We start from the raw sequence: 15,305 nt of genomic DNA, 5'->3' as shown, positions 1-15,305 counted from the left end.
ACCTCAAGCCTTCCTCAGCTGAACGATGAACCGGGTTCCACCGCTGTCGCTTGCAACCTCCATCCGGCCGCCATAGTCGCCGACGATATCCTTTGAGATGACGAGGCCAAGGCCGAGGCCGCTTTCCTTCGAGGTGTTGAATGGCGTGAACAAGCCTTTGCGGATCTCCGGCGGAATGCCGGGGCCGTTGTCGGCGACCGTCACCGTTACCATCCCCGCATCGGTTGATGTTCTGATCTCGACGCGACCCTCTCCGGCCTTCGGTGCCACCGCCTCCAGGGCATTCTGAAGCAGGTTGATGAGCACCTGCTCGAGGCGGATCCGGTTTCCCATCACCTGCAGTTCGTCGGGCGGCAGGTCGATGTCGAGCGTATCCATGCGGCCGGCAAACCGGCTGCGCAACAACATCACCGCCCCCTCGATGACGTCCTTCAATCCGGTTGGTTCGGCGCTGCCCCGGCCTTTGCGGGCAAAGGTCTTCAGCTCCTCGGTGATCGAACCTATGCGCTCCGTGAGCGCCGCGATGCTTTCGAGATTTTCGCCGGCAGGCGCCGTCTGGCCGCGATCGAGGAAGGTGCGGGCATTATCGGCATAGGCACGGATGGTCGCCACCGGCTGGTTGATCTCATGGGCAACGCCGGCGGCCACCTGACCCAGGATGGCCAACCGGTTGGCCTGCACCAGATCCTGTTGCACCGCCTGCAATTTCTGCTCCGTGCTCTTGTGGCCGATGATTTCAGCCTGCAGCCGATCCCGCGCCTGGCTGAGATCCAGTGTGCGCTCGCTCACACGCCGTTCCAGTTCCTCCCGCGCTTGCTGTTCTCGAGAGATCCGCAGGGTGATCGCATGGCGGCGGCGCAACAGGAAGGCTGCTCCGGCCAGCAGCGGCAGGAGTATGAGCAATGCCAGCATGCGGGATTCGCGAATTCCCGCATCGACGGATGGCCCGAGCGCCACGAGATGCTGCAACTGCCATCCAGTTGCGGGAACCGGCATCCCGACATCGAGAAACCTGGTTTTCCCTGCATCGCCGGGCATGACGATCTCAACGACATCAAGGCTGTCGCCGAGGTTCCTGATGGGGTCGAGCGGTAGAGGCTGAAGCGGCGCAGCGCCGAATTGAAGGCTTTCGCGGATCGCTGTCAGCCGGTCTTCGGCGATCCGGCCGATCGTCATGAACCGCCATGACGGAAGACTGGTTATGAGGACAATGCCGCGCTCGTCAACGACGTAGGACGGGGTCCCCGAGGCGTTCCAATCCGCCTCGACATCGTCGAATTCGACCTTGACTACAACGACACCCAGCAAGCCGTTGCTGCCCGAAATCCGCTGGGAGATATAGAGACCCGGTTTCTTGCTGACCGTGCCTAGCGCAAAGTGCTCGGCCTGTCCTCGTTCGACGGCCCCCTGAAAATACTCCCGGAAGCGGTAATCATTGCCGACGAAGCTCGTCGGTTCGCGCCAGTTGCTGGCCGAAACCGCCATGCCGTCCTTGTCGATGACATAGATGACGGCGGCCTTGGTGCCCGTTGCCAGCATTTCCAGCTTCTGACTGAGTCGGTCGAACGTGCCGACATCGCTACCTGCCAGTGCCGCGGCGATTGCGGTATCTTGCGACAGCACGAAGGGAAGCGCCCGGTATTTTTCAAGAACCGTGCGCAGCAACGCCGCATTCAGCCTCGCATCCATGCGGGCCTGTTCCTCGAGGGCGGCCTCCGCCCGGTGCCGGCCGATCTCGCCGCTGGTCCACAGGCTTGCGACGACAGCGACGAGGGCGAGCGCGGCATAGGCCCACCACATCCGGCGGATGCGGTGTTGCACGGGTAGGGAAGGCCACAATTTCTGCGACACGGACATGGCGGATCTGTGCATTTTTCTGCACGAAACGCAAATGGATTTGTGCGGATTTCCGCATTTTTTAATTAGTTATCAGCAGTCCTGTAAATTTTTCCTTAATAAATTCAACATGTTGGGTGGTGGCGTAAAACTGGCACGCCGATTGCGAAGGAGGTGGCAACAACGGCTGAGCTGTTGGACTTGAAGCGAACGGCTCGGGAGGCCGGAGTGTGTTCCGGACGAGCCATTAGGAGGACATCATGATCGCAGCACCACTCGATGCAGTCGCAGACAGCAAGGGCAAGAAGCCCTTTTATAGCCATCTTTACGTTCAGGTTCTCGCGGCTATCGCCGCGGGTATCCTTCTCGGCCATTTCTATCCTGAATTCGGCACCCAGCTGAAGCCGCTCGGCGATGCCTTTATCAAGCTCGTCAAGATGATCATCGCCCCCGTCATCTTCCTGACGGTTGCGACCGGCATTGCCGGCATGAGCGACCTGCAGAAGGTCGGCCGCGTCGCCGGTAAGGCGATGCTCTACTTCCTGACATTCTCGACATTGGCGCTCATCATTGGCCTGATCGTCGCCAATGTCGTCCAGCCCGGCGCCGGCATGAACATCGATCCTGCCTCGCTGGATCCGGCCGCCGTCGCCGGCTACGCTGCAAAGGCGCATGAGCAGAGCATCGTCGGTTTCCTGACCAACATCATCCCGACGACGATCGTCGGCGCCTTTGCCGATGGCGATATTCTGCAGGTGCTGTTCTTCTCGGTGCTCTTCGGCATCGCGCTCGCCATGGTCGGCGAAAAGAGCGAACCGGTCGTCAATTTCCTCAATGCCCTGACGGCGCCCGTGTTCAAGCTCGTCGCCATCCTGATGAAGGCTGCCCCGATCGGTGCCTTCGGCGCCATGGCATTCACCATCGGCAAGTACGGCGTCGGATCGATTGCCAATCTCGCCATGCTGATCGGCACCTTCTACCTCACCTCTCTGCTCTTCGTCCTCGTAGTCCTTGGTGCTGTTGCCCGTTACAACGGCTTCTCGATCGTGGCGCTGCTGCGCTACATCAAGGAAGAACTGCTGCTGGTCCTCGGCACCTCGTCTTCGGAGGCAGCACTTCCGGGGCTGATGAACAAGATGGAAAAGGCCGGCTGCAAGCGCTCGGTCGTCGGCCTCGTCATTCCGACAGGCTATTCCTTTAACCTCGACGGCACCAACATCTACATGACGCTGGCGGCCCTGTTCATTGCCCAGGCAACCGGCATCCATCTCTCCTGGGGTGATCAGATCCTGCTGCTCTTGGTGGCGATGCTGAGCTCCAAGGGTGCCGCAGGCATCACCGGCGCCGGCTTCATCACGCTTGCCGCGACGCTCTCCGTCGTTCCCTCCGTGCCGGTCGCCGGCATGGCGCTCATCCTCGGCATCGACCGATTCATGTCGGAATGCCGGGCGCTGACCAACCTCGTCGGCAATGCCGTGGCGACGATCGTCGTGGCACGTTGGGAAAATGAGCTGGATACGGCGCAGCTTGCTGCGGCGCTGGGCGGCCAGACTGGCGAGAGTGCTCCCGCTGCCGGGCTTCAGCCGGCTGAATAACTGACCGAACTGTCCGCAGTCCTAAAATTCTTGCAACGGCCCGTCATCCAACGGGCCGTTTCTCTTTTCTACCTCAGCTGCGATTGTCGCCGAGAAGGCTGTTGTAAATGGCGCCGATCGCGCTCGCTTCCTTCTCCAGCGCGAAATTCGCTCTGACATGCCGCAGCGCATTCTCGCCATGGGCGAGCGCCAGCGCGGGATCTGCGATATAGGGCGCGATTGCCCGCGTCAGCGCCTCGCCATCGCCGGCGGCGACGACCGAACCCGTCTCGCCCGTGACGAGGAGCTCGGCATAGGCACCCGCATCCGATGCCACCACCGCGGTGCGCGAGGCCATGGCTTCGAGCGGCGTCAGGCCGAAGCCTTCATTGCGGGAAGGGGCGACGTAAAGCGTCAGGCGGCGATACCAGACCTTGATGTCAGGCACTTCGCCGAGGAAGAGGATACGGTCGCTGAGCCCGGCGGCCGCGACATCCGCCTTAAGTTTGTCGCCAAATGCTGTGTGTTCGGCCGTCACCCGGCCGGAGACGATCGCCGTCCACTCAGTATGCTGCGGCAGCAGATCGACCATCGCCCTGACGAAAAGATCGGTGCCTTTCTGATGGCGCACACGGCCGAAGCAGCCGACGAGATGGCGGCCGGGCAGGCCGGTGGCGGCGATGCCGTCCTCTGCAGTTTCCGGCGGATGGAACAGGGCAAGGTCGACTCCGTGCTGGATCACCGTGTGCGGCACCTCGAGGAACGAGCCGGATCGATCGCTGGTCGCGATGACAGCGTCCATGCGACGGATCAGCCATTTCGTATAGGCGGTGTGCCGGCGTTGCGCGGCCGAGGTGAAGAGAAGCTTCAGCGGCATGCGCAACAGATGGCGCAGCAGGATGCCGACAGCCATCTCGTTGTTGCGGCGAGCGTGCCAGACACGCTGGCGCCGGCGCGCCGGTGGGCGCCAGAGGCCGAGGAGCTGCCGTCCCTTAAGTTTCGGCAGGCCGTCCGGCAGGCCGGGGCCGAGTGTCGCGATCTTGATACCGAGCCGGATCTGGCATGGGATGAGCTGAACGATAGTTGACGTGACGCCGGAGAGCCGGCGCTTGAAATTGGGCGCAATGATCTCGACGTCACGGATATCAGGCAAGGGAGGGGTCTCGCGGCTGGCGGGCGATCAGCCCCAGGAAACCTGGAGGATTTCGTAGGCCTTGGAGCCACCCGGCGCATTGACCTCGATGGAATCGCCGACTTCCTTTCCGATCAGCGCGCGGGCGATCGGCGAGGAGATGGAGATGCGGCCGGCCTTGACGTCGGCTTCCTGGTCGCCGACGATCTGATAGGTCTTTTCTTCGTCGGTGTCCTCGTCGATGAGCTTCACCTTGGCGCCGAACTTGATCTTGTCGCCCGACATCTTGGTGAGGTCGATGACCTCGGCGCGCGCCGTCAAGTCTTCCAGCTCACTGATGCGGCCTTCATTATGGCTCTGGGCTTCCTTGGCGGCGTGGTATTCGGCGTTTTCGGAAAGGTCGCCATGGGCACGGGCTTCGGCGATCGCCTCGATGATTCGGGGACGCTCCTCCTGCTGACGCCAGCGCAGCTCTTCCTGCAGCTTGACGAAACCGCCCGGTGTCATCGGTACCTTTTCAACCATTTTTCTGTCCTTCAATCCTTGTATCCGCATAATCAGCGGCGAACACAAAAGAAAACAGGTCCCGAAGGGGAGCTTCGGAACCGTGCCACAATCTTAGTCGGACGCTTATAGCAGATCGCCAAGCCCGATTTCCAGAAAATTCGCATGAAAGAAACGCGGCCTGCTCCAACAGCCGGTGATGCAGCTTGAAAATGGGCAGAAATCGGATCGCTCCGATTGACTTCAGGCGCAGGAACATATAGTGAACATACTAATGAAGAAGTCGCTAACAGAACGCTTGGCCATCCTTTCCGATGCCGCGAAATATGACGCTTCCTGCGCTTCCAGCGGCACGGTGAAACGTGATTCCCGCGCAAGTGGCGGGCTCGGTTCGACCGAGGGATCCGGCATCTGTCATGCCTATGCCCCGGACGGGCGGTGCATTTCGCTTTTGAAAATACTGCTGACCAATTTCTGCATCTACGACTGCGCCTATTGCGTCAATCGCTCGTCGAGCAATGTCGAACGGGCGCGCTTTACGCCCGAGGAGGTCATCTGGCTGACGCTGGAATTCTATCGCCGCAACTATATCGAGGGCCTGTTCCTTTCCTCCGGCATTATCCGTTCGTCCGATTACACAATGGAAGAGATGGTTCGCATCGTCCGCGAACTGCGTGTGACGCATAACTTCCGCGGCTATATCCATCTGAAGTCGATCCCTGAAGCATCGCCGCGTCTGATCGAGGAAGCGGGGCTTCATGCCGACAGGCTGTCGCTGAATATCGAGCTGCCGACCGATCACGGCATCACCCGTTTCGCGCCGGAAAAGAAGCCTGCCAATATCCGGCGATCGATGGGGGATCTGAGGCTGAAGATCGAGGCCGCCGGCGAACCGACGCTGCAGACGAAGAAGCGTCAGCGTTTCGTGCCGGCCGGCCAGAGCACACAGATGATCGTCGGCGCCGATGGTGCGAACGATGCGACGATCCTTGCGACCAGTGGCCGGCTTTACAGCAGCTACGGGCTGAGGCGCGTCTACTATTCCGCCTTCAGCCCGATCCCGGACTCGTCGAAAAACCTGCCGCTGATCAAGCCGCCGCTGATGCGGGAACACCGGCTCTACCAGGCTGACTGGCTCTATCGATTCTACGGTTTCGGCATCGACGAGATCACCGCGAACCAGGCGGATGGCATGCTTGATCTCACCCTCGACCCCAAACTTGCCTGGGCGCTCGCCAACCGGGCCGAGTTCCCCGTCGATATCAACAAGGCCGAGCGTGAACGGTTGCTGCGTGTGCCCGGCCTCGGCACCAAGACAGTCAAAGCGATCGTTTCGGCCCGTCGTTTTCGCCGCCTTCGGTTGGACGATCTTTCGCGGCTCGGCATTTCGATCAAGAAAGTCCAATCCTTCATCTCGGCGGACGGCTGGTCGCCGCGGCGATTGATCGAGCGCCCCGACCTTCGCGCCATGTTCGAACCGAAACCCGAACAATTGTCGTTGCTGTGATGCGCCGGGTCGTGCTTTCAGGACGCGGGGAGCTTGCCGAATGGCGTGACGCCGCGCGCGCTTTCGCGGCTGCCGGCATCCTGCCGGAAGAGATCGAGTGGCGCGAAAAACGCGCTGAGCCGGGTTTTGCGTTTCAACACGACGCCATGCCGCCTCCGTCTGCCGCAGCACGCAAGCCGATGACGGTGCCGCCCGCCTTCCTCGAGCTCGCGGAGACAGTTCTCTGCCATTCCGACCCGGCGCGCTTTTCCCTGCTTTACCGGCTGCTCTGGCGGCTGCAGCTGGACCGGCAACTGCTTGAAGTGGCCTCCGACGAGGATGTCGCCCGTGCCAGGCTGATGGCGAAAAACGTTCGACGCGACGCGCACAAGATGACGGCCTTCGTCCGCTTCAAGGAGGTTGGTGCGGTGTCGGCGGGCCGTCGAAAATTCCTCGCCTGGTTCGAGCCAGATCACCATATCGTCGGGCGCACAGCGCCCTTCTTCCAACGGCGCTTCACCGACATGGACTGGCTGATCGCGACGCCCAAGGGATCGGCCGCCTGGGACGGCGAGCGGCTGACGATGAGCGACGAACCGTGTGAAAAACCCAATCTCACAGATGCTACCGATGACCTCTGGCGCACTTACTACGCCAGCATTTTCAATCCGGCGCGGTTGAAGTTGAAGGCGATGCAGGCGGAGATGCCGAAAAAATACTGGAAGAACCTGCCGGAAGCCGATCTCATCCCTGGGCTGATTGCATCGGCGGAGAGCAAGGTGCGGGCCATGGCCGCCCGGGAGGCGACCCAATCGTTGCCCTTTCACGATCGCCTGCAGGAAGCCGCGCGCAGCATTCCAGCTGAACCCGAAGCGCCGGCGGGCACGCTGGAAGCACTGGGCGCGGAAGCTGCCGCCTGCACCCGCTGTCCGCTTCATGCGAAGGCGACGCAAACCGTATTCGGGGAGGGGCCGCGCGATGCCGAGGTGATGTTCGTCGGCGAACAGCCGGGCGACCAGGAGGATATATCAGGGCGCCCCTTCGTCGGTCCCGCCGGCAGGCTTCTCGATCAAGTGATCAGTGAAGCGGGCATCGACCGCTCAACGCTTTACGTCACTAATGCCGTCAAGCATTTCAAATATGAGCCGCGCGGCAAACGTCGCATCCATCAGAAGCCCAATATGGGTGAGGTGAAGCACTGCCGCTGGTGGCTCAATCTGGAGATGGCGCTGATCAAGCCGAAGCTGGTGGTTGCGATGGGGGCGACGGCGCTTTCGGCGCTGACCGACACGAAACAGCGGCTGCAGGACGTCAGGGGGAAAGCGATCGCGATCGACGAGAGGCGAACGCTCTTCGTAACGGTGCATCCATCCTATCTGCTGCGTATTCCCGACGAGCGGCTGAAAGCGGAGGAACTGGCACGATTTCGCGAAGATATGCTGACAGTTCAGCGCCTTATGCTGGCAGCTGCATAAACTGATTCAGAAGCCTCCGGCGATGCCCAATGGCAAGGCAGGTGCCATCGCTGATCGAGCGATGGCGTTCCGTATCTCAGGCGAAGTAGCTCTGCAACGGCCGCACTTCCAGATTGCCGGCTTTCAGCGCCTTGATCGCCTGGGCGGCGGCCTCGGCGCCTGCCATCGTCGTGTAGTAAGGCACCTTCTGCATCAGCGTCGCACGGCGCAACGACTTGGAGTCCGAGATCGCCTTGTTGCCATCGGTGGTGTTGATGACGAGCTGGACCTGGCGGTTGCGGATTGCGTCCTCGATGTGCGGACGGCCTTCGAGCACCTTGTTGATCTTCGTGGCGGTGATGCCGTTTTCGCCGAGGAAGCGGGCGGTGCCGCCGGTTGCCAGCACTTTGAAGCCCTGCTCGACGAGGATGTGGATCGCCGGCAGCACGCGCGGCTTGTCCGCGTCGCGGACGGAGACAAAGACCGTCCCGTCACGCGGCAGCTCGACGCCGGCGCCGAGCTGCGACTTGGCGAAGGCCAGCGCAAAATCGGTATCGAGGCCGATGACTTCACCGGTCGAGCGCATTTCCGGGCCGAGCAGCGTGTCGACGCCGGGGAAGCGGGCGAAGGGGAAGACGGCTTCCTTGACGGCGATGTGCTTCAGCTTGCGCGGATCGGGCTTCTCGCCGTAGGCGGCGAAGGTGGCATCGAGTTTCTCGCCGGCCATGACGCGGGCGGCGATCTTGGCGATCGGCGCGCCGATGGTCTTTGCGACGAAGGGCACGGTGCGCGAGGCGCGCGGATTGACTTCGAGCACGTAGACGACATCGTCCTTGATGGCGAACTGGACGTTCATCAGGCCGCCGACATTGAGGGCTTTGGCCATCGCCTTGGCCTGGCGCTCCAGCTCGTCTAGCATCTCGTTGGAGAGCGTGCGCGGCGGCAGCGAGCAGGCGCTGTCGCCGGAATGGATGCCGGCTTCCTCGATATGCTCCATGATGCCGGCGACATAGACGTCGGTGCCGTCCGAGAGGCAGTCGACATCGACTTCGATGGCGTGGCTGAGGTAGCTGTCGAAGAGCAGCGGGTTCTTGCCGAGCAGGGTGTTGATCTGGCCGGTCTTGTCGTTGGGGTAGCGCTGCTTGATATCCTCAGGTACCAGTTCAGGCACGGTATCGAGCAGGTAGCTCTGCAATTGTCCTTCCGAATGCAGGATCTGCATGGCGCGGCCGCCGAGCACGTAAGAGGGACGCACGACCAGCGGGAAGCCGATTTCGGTGGCGACCATGCGGGCCTGCTCAACCGAATAGGCGATGCCGTTGTTCGGCTGGTTGAGGTCGAGCTTCATCAACAGCTTCTGGAAGCGGTCGCGGTCCTCGGCAAGGTCGATCATGTCAGGCGCGGTACCGAGGATCGGGATGCCGTTCTTTTCCAGCGCCTCGGCAAGCTTCAGCGGCGTCTGGCCGCCGAACTGGACGATGACGCCGACGACTTCGCCCTTTTCCTGTTCTGCCCGCAGGATCTCGATCACGTCCTCGGCCGTCAGTGGCTCGAAATAGAGGCGGTCCGAGGTATCGTAGTCGGTCGAAACGGTTTCCGGGTTGCAGTTGATCATGATCGCTTCATAACCCGCATCCTTCAAGGCGAAGGCAGCGTGGCAGCAGCAATAATCGAACTCGATGCCCTGGCCGATGCGGTTCGGGCCACCGCCGAGGATGACAACCTTCTTGCGGTCGGAGACTTCAGCCTCGGAGCGGGCGGCGCCGACGAAAGGCGTCTCATAGGTCGAATACATGTAGGCGGTCGGCGAGGCGAATTCGGCCGCACAGGTGTCGATGCGCTTGAAGACGGGGCGGACATTCAGCTTGTTACGGAATTCGGCGACTTCCTTCGGGCGCTTGCCGGTCAGCGTCGCCAGGCGCGCGTCGGAGAAGCCCATGGCCTTCAGCATGCGCAGGTTTGTGGCATCCTGCGGCAGGCCGTGCTCGCGGATGCGGGCCTCCATCTCGACGATCGCCTTCAGTTCAGCGATGAACCAGGGATCGATCTTGCAGCCTTCGTGGACTTCAGCTTCGCTCATGCCCTGGCGTAGCGCCTGGGCGACCATGCGCAGGCGATCGGGCGTCGGTGTGCCGATTGCGGCGCGGATAGCGTTCTGGCTGGATTCGCCCTCTTCGAAGCCGGGGATCTCGATCTCGTCGAGGCCCGTCAGGCCGGTTTCCAAGCCACGCAGTGCCTTCTGCAGCGATTCGGCAAAGGTGCGGCCGATCGCCATGACTTCACCGACCGATTTCATCGCGGTCGTCAGCACCGGCGAGGCGCCGGGGAATTTCTCGAAGGCGAAACGCGGGATCTTGGTGACGACGTAGTCGATCGACGGTTCGAAGGAGGCAGGCGTTGCGCCGCCGGTGATGTCGTTATCCAGTTCGTCGAGCGTATAGCCGATCGCCAGCTTGGCGGCGATCTTGGCGATCGGGAAACCGGTGGCCTTGGAGGCGAGCGCCGACGAGCGCGAAACACGCGGGTTCATTTCGATGACGACGAGACGGCCGTCCTTCGGATTGACGGCGAACTGGACGTTCGAGCCGCCGGTCTCGACCCCAATCTCGCGCAGCACCGCGATCGAGGCGTTGCGCATGATCTGGTATTCCTTGTCCGTCAGCGTCAGCGCCGGCGCGACGGTGATCGAATCGCCAGTATGGACGCCCATCGGGTCGATGTTCTCGATCGAGCAGATGATGATGCAGTTGTCCGCCTTGTCGCGGACGACCTCCATTTCATATTCCTTCCAACCTAGCACCGATTCTTCGACCAGCACTTCGGTGGTCGGCGAGGCATCGAGGCCGCCGCCGACGATCTCGAAGAATTCCGAGCGGTTGTAGGCGATGCCGCCGCCAGTGCCGCCGAGCGTGAAGGAGGGACGGATGATGGCGGGCAGGCCGACATGGTCGATCGCCTGGGCGGCAATTGCCATGGCATGGCTCATGTAACGCTGCTTGCGGTCGCTCTCGCCGAGGTTCCACTGGTTTTCCAGCTCGTCCAGCGCCTTGTCGAGGTCGGATCCGGAGAGGCTTTCGCGCAGCTTGATGCGCTCGGCCTCGTGCGTCTTGCGGTCGAGGTCCTTGATGTCGGTGGCGTTCGCCAGCATCGAGCGCGGGGTTTCGAGGCCGATACGGGCCATCGCCTCGCGAAACAGCGCGCGGTCCTCGGCCATGTCGATGGCGGCGGGCTTGGCGCCGATCATCTCGACATTGTAGCGGTCGAGCACGCCCATGCGCTTCAGCGAAAGCGCCGTGTTCAGCGCCGTCTGGCCGCCCATGGTCGGCAGCAGCGCATCCGGGCGCTCCTTGGCTATGATCTTGGCGACGACTTCGGGGGTAATCGGCTCGACATAGGTGGCGTCGGCAAGACCCGGATCGGTCATGATCGTCGCCGGGTTGGAGTTGACGAGGATGACGCGGTAGCCTTCCTCCTTCAGCGCCTTGCAGGCTTGGGTGCCGGAATAGTCGAACTCGCAAGCCTGGCCGATGACGATCGGTCCCGCGCCGATGATAAGGATCGATTTGATGTCTTGGCGCTTCGGCATGGGTGCTTCCGTTTTCTGGCTGCGCAGAAAACCGGCCAGGGTGGGAGATCACCGGGTCGGGTCGCGCATGCTGGGTCTTTTCAGGCTAGAAGCGGCTTATAGGCAAATGTATTTGCAAACGGAACCCCATAAATCGCGGAATCGACAGGAATCCAACACGGCGCGAAGGGCTATTTCCCGTCAGACACGACCGCCACCCGGATTTCGCCGCCGCCCTGCTTCCGGAAGAGCGTAAACGGGAGTCCTGTCAAGCGCTTGGCGCGCCTTCTTTACGTGAAGCGGCGGCGCACTTCCCCGGCATAGCTACGGCTGACCGGGATTGCCTTGCCGTCGCGGGTGAGGATCAGCAGCCTGCCATTGTCGCGCTTCAAGCTTTCGACATGGGCGTCGGCCACCCAGTGCGAGCGATGGACGCGAAGGCCCGGCGTCGCGGCGGTTTCCCTAAGCGCATCGGCGAAACGTAAGAGCACCAGTTCGCGCCCGCGGCTGGTCACCACCTCGGTATAGTGGTCCTGAACGGAAAGGCGCAGCAGCGAGCCACGATTCTCAGGCTTCAGCCGGTCGAGGATCGAGGCGCCGGGGCTGGTTTCCTGAGGCGCTGCGGCTTCGGCGATTTTCTGGCTCATCGCCATGTAGGTCAAAAGGCAGAAGAGGGCGCAGAGCGGTACCGCAAAAAGCGCGCGCTGCAGGCCGCTTTCGAGCGTGGTCGCTTCGCCGGTGAAGACATAGTCGACGAGGCCGATGGCAAAACCGATCGGCAGGGCGGCTATGAGCGAACCCGCCATCATCCGGGCGAACATGGAAACGATCAATCCCCGCAGCAGTCTTTCGGCCGCAACCGCGCAGAGGATGGCGATCACCCAGGCAAGGGCATGCAGGCTCAGCCAATAGGCGAGGCGTTCGCCGAAGGCCATGTTTTCCATCGTGCCGTAGGGGCCGGTGACGGCAAAGAGCAGGACGATCGCGGCAAAGGTTCCCCAGAAACGCCGGGAGTGGAGAAAGACCTGCAATTCGCGAAGCGTGGATTGCAAGAAGAGGTGAATCACGAAGTTTTCCTGCCGTTCGCGCGGTTCGGATTGAGGCAGATGCAGTCTTGGCGGAAAGAGCGATCGAATTCAACCGGATGCCGCTGATGACCCTCGAACCGCTCCTCGATGCCCCGTTCGCCGTTCAGATCCATGTCGCCGCTGTTACACCGGCGGCACTTCTCGGCGCCTATATCCTGCTGCGCCCCAAGGGCACGCCGCTGCACCGGCTGCTCGGCAGGATCTGGATGGCGCTGATGGTCATGACGGCGATATCGAGCTTCTTCATTCATGAGCTCGATCTCTTCTACGGGTTCAGTACGATCCATCTTCTGTCGATCGCAACGCTGGTCGGCAGCTGGAACGCGATCGCGGCGGCCCGCCGCGGCGATATCCGTCTGCACAAGCGCATCGTCGCCGGCCTTTATTTCGGCGGCATCGTCCTTGCCGGCCTGTTCACTTTCGTGCCTGGCCGGATCATGCATGCGGTCATCTTCACCGGCGCGGAATGGCCGGCTGTCCTTGCTGCGGCGGTGATCGGCTCGATCCTGATCGCAATCGCGCTGCGTCGCCGACGCGGGCGCCTGATTGCCCGATGAAGTCGCTGGAATTCCGGCGGCCGACGGATATATAACTCCTTGAGCGCAAGCACAGGCATTGCCGGGGAGAGCGAAGATGGAATGGAAAGGCCGGCGTCAGTCCGACAATATCGAGGATCGCCGCAGCGATCCGACCGGCGGCGGTTTCGGCCGCGGCGGCGGCTTCAACTTTCCTTCCGGCGGCGGTGTTCGCCGCGCCGGTGGCGGCCTCAGCATCGGCACGATCGTCTTCCTCATCGTCATCTATTTAATCTTCAAGATGATGGGCATTGATCTGCTGCAGATGCTCGATACCGGCGGCACGACAAGCGGTCCTGGCTACGAGCAGAGCCAGTCAGGCGGAACACGCACGCCCGCCAACGACGAGATGACCGCATTCATGCGCACCGTCCTTGCCGAGACCGAGGATACCTGGAAGGGCATCTTCCAGGCGCAGGGCCAAAATTACGAAGAGCCGCGTCTCGTGCTGTTCTCGGGCTCGACGGCATCGGCCTGCGGCTCCGCATCATCTGCAACAGGCCCGTTCTACTGCCCGAGCGACCACAAGGTCTATCTCGATACCGAATTCTTCCAGGAGCTTTCCGACCGCTTCGGCGCGTCGGGTGATTTCGCCGAGGCCTATGTCGTAGCTCATGAGGTCGGCCATCACGTGCAGAACCTGCTCGGCATCCTGCCGAAGTTCAACCAGGCCCGCCAGCGCATGAGCGAGGCGGACGCCAACAAGATGTCGGTGCGCGTCGAGCTGCAGGCCGATTGCTTTGCCGGCATCTGGGGCAAATATACCCAGCAGAAGGGCCTACTTGAGTCAGGCGATCTGGAGGAAGCGCTGAACGCAGCCCAGCAGATTGGTGACGATTCGCTGCAGAAGCGGTCACAGGGTTACGTCGTCCCGGAAAGCTTCAACCACGGTACCTCGGAGCAGCGGGTCAGATGGTTCAAGCGCGGTTTCGACAGCGGCCAGCTGTCGGCCTGCGATACGTTCTCCGGCCCAATTTGAGGAGAGAGGAGGGGCGCGCACGGCACAAAGCCCATCGCTGCCCCTTCCATCCCTTGCTTACTTCTCGCTGTCCATATGCTGCAGCATATGCTCGGGATAACGCCCACCCACGGCCGCGTCTTTCGGCACGGCGTGTTCGATGATGGCGAAATCTTCTGGCGACAGGTCGATGGCGCGTGAGCCGAGCGCCTCGGTCAGCCGGTCGCGGCGGCGGGCGCCGATGATCGGGACGATGTCCTTGCCCTTGGCGGCGACCCAGGCGATGGCGATCTGGGCGACCGAGACGCTCTTTGCCTGGGCGATCTCGCGCAGCTTCTCCACCAGAGCGAGGTTCTGCTCGATATTGCCTTCCTGGAAGCGCGGGCTGTAGGCGCGAAAATCGCCGGCCGTCCCACCCTGGCCCTTTTGCCAGTGGCCGCTGATCAGGCCGCGCGAGAGCACGCCGTAGGCGGTGATCGAAATGCCGAGTTCGCGTGTCGTCGGCAGGATCTTCTTCTCAATGCCGCGCGAGATCAGCGAATATTCGATCTGCAGGTCGACGATCGGGGCGACAGTGGCGGCGCGGCGGATCGTGTCGGCGCCGACTTCCGACAGGCCGATATGCCTGACATAACCTGCCTTGACCATGTCGGCGATGGCGCCGACCGTGTCCTCGATCGGCACGTTCGGATCGAGGCGAGCGGGGCGGTAGATGTCGATATAGTCGACGCCGAGGCGCTGCAGCGTATAGCTGAGGAAGTTCTTCACCGCGACCGGGCGGGCGTCGATGCCGCTCCAGCCGCCGACGGGATCGCGCAGGCCGCCGAATTTGACGCTGATGACGGCGTTTTCGCGCCTGCGACCCTTCAATGCCTCGCCGATCAGCATTTCGTTATGGCCCATCCCGTAGAAATCGCCGGTGTCGAGCAGGTTGATGCCGGCATCGAGCGCGGCATGGATCGTCGCGATGCTTTCTGCGCGATCGGAGGGGCCGTACATGCCCGACATGCCCATGCAGCCGAGGCCGATGGCCGAGACATCGGGTCCGGTCTTTCCCAAACGATAGGTCTGCATTGTCTTCTCCTTCATTTGCGCCGCGCGGCCGGATCGGGCATCCGCGCCGAGTGGCGTTG

The 15,305-nt window shown here is 62.1% G+C and carries 11 protein-coding genes; 5 read left to right on the top strand and 6 right to left on the bottom strand.

The features are described 5' to 3' along the window. Positions 1-3: 3 nt before the first annotated feature. Entirely contained in the window at positions 4-1,872 is a 1,869-nt protein-coding gene (locus AC25BC_RS15065) for a sensor histidine kinase (RefSeq protein WP_012758401.1), read from the bottom strand. A 224-nt stretch (positions 1,873-2,096) separates the two neighbouring features. Here AC25BC_RS15065 and AC25BC_RS15060 point away from each other — a divergent pair, with 224 nt between their 5' ends. Continuing rightward, complete coding sequence (locus AC25BC_RS15060) at positions 2,097-3,431, top strand: dicarboxylate/amino acid:cation symporter (RefSeq protein ID WP_012758400.1); 1,335 nt, start codon at positions 2,097-2,099, stop codon at positions 3,429-3,431. A 73-nt stretch (positions 3,432-3,504) separates the two neighbouring features. Here the strand turns inward: AC25BC_RS15060 and AC25BC_RS15055 are convergent, their stop codons facing one another. Next, positions 3,505-4,563, bottom strand: a complete 1,059-nt coding sequence (locus AC25BC_RS15055) for a glycosyltransferase family 4 protein (protein WP_012758399.1) — start codon at positions 4,561-4,563, stop codon at positions 3,505-3,507. Between the two features lie 27 nt (positions 4,564-4,590). Beyond that, positions 4,591-5,067 carry a transcription elongation factor GreA gene (gene greA, locus AC25BC_RS15050; RefSeq protein ID WP_012758398.1) on the bottom strand — a complete coding sequence of 159 codons (477 nt, stop codon included), beginning with the start codon at positions 5,065-5,067 and terminating at the stop codon, positions 4,591-4,593. A gap of 253 nt (positions 5,068-5,320) precedes the next feature. On the opposite strand from greA, the gene AC25BC_RS15045 reads away from it, so the two are divergent. Next, entirely contained in the window at positions 5,321-6,553 is a 1,233-nt protein-coding gene (locus AC25BC_RS15045; protein ID WP_017994782.1) for a putative DNA modification/repair radical SAM protein, read from the top strand. Beyond that, on the top strand, positions 6,553-8,007 hold the full coding sequence (locus AC25BC_RS15040) for a UdgX family uracil-DNA binding protein (protein ID WP_012758396.1): 1,455 nt from the start codon (positions 6,553-6,555) through the stop codon (positions 8,005-8,007). The genes AC25BC_RS15045 and AC25BC_RS15040 overlap by 1 nt, the downstream gene beginning before the upstream one ends. Before the next feature lie 76 nt (positions 8,008-8,083). Here the strand turns inward: AC25BC_RS15040 and carB are convergent, their stop codons facing one another. After that, complete coding sequence (gene carB, locus AC25BC_RS15035) at positions 8,084-11,572, bottom strand: carbamoyl-phosphate synthase large subunit (protein ID WP_012758395.1); 3,489 nt, start codon at positions 11,570-11,572, stop codon at positions 8,084-8,086. Positions 11,573-11,841: 269 nt separating this feature from the next. Further along, positions 11,842-12,618 (bottom strand): LytTR family DNA-binding domain-containing protein, encoded by a 777-nt coding sequence (locus AC25BC_RS15030; RefSeq protein WP_012758394.1) that lies wholly within the window; start codon positions 12,616-12,618, stop codon positions 11,842-11,844. A 47-nt stretch (positions 12,619-12,665) separates the two neighbouring features. Here AC25BC_RS15030 and AC25BC_RS15025 point away from each other — a divergent pair, with 47 nt between their 5' ends. Together AC25BC_RS15025 and ypfJ are read left to right on the top strand one after the other, a co-directional pair. Next, positions 12,666-13,196 carry a DUF2306 domain-containing protein gene (locus AC25BC_RS15025; RefSeq protein ID WP_041935560.1) on the top strand — a complete coding sequence of 177 codons (531 nt, stop codon included), beginning with the start codon at positions 12,666-12,668 and terminating at the stop codon, positions 13,194-13,196. Positions 13,197-13,272: 76 nt separating this feature from the next. Further along, positions 13,273-14,193 carry a KPN_02809 family neutral zinc metallopeptidase gene (ypfJ, locus tag AC25BC_RS15020; RefSeq protein ID WP_012758392.1) on the top strand — a complete coding sequence of 307 codons (921 nt, stop codon included), beginning with the start codon at positions 13,273-13,275 and terminating at the stop codon, positions 14,191-14,193. Between the two features lie 57 nt (positions 14,194-14,250). Here the strand turns inward: ypfJ and AC25BC_RS15015 are convergent, their stop codons facing one another. Then, on the bottom strand, positions 14,251-15,246 hold the full coding sequence (locus AC25BC_RS15015) for an aldo/keto reductase (RefSeq protein ID WP_012758391.1): 996 nt from the start codon (positions 15,244-15,246) through the stop codon (positions 14,251-14,253). Between the last annotated feature and the right edge of the window lie 59 nt (positions 15,247-15,305).

It is taken from the genome of Rhizobium sp. WSM409 (genome assembly GCF_057653825.1).
Note: the sequence above shows the minus strand (reverse complement) of the source record. Positions and strands in the feature narration are given on the sequence as shown.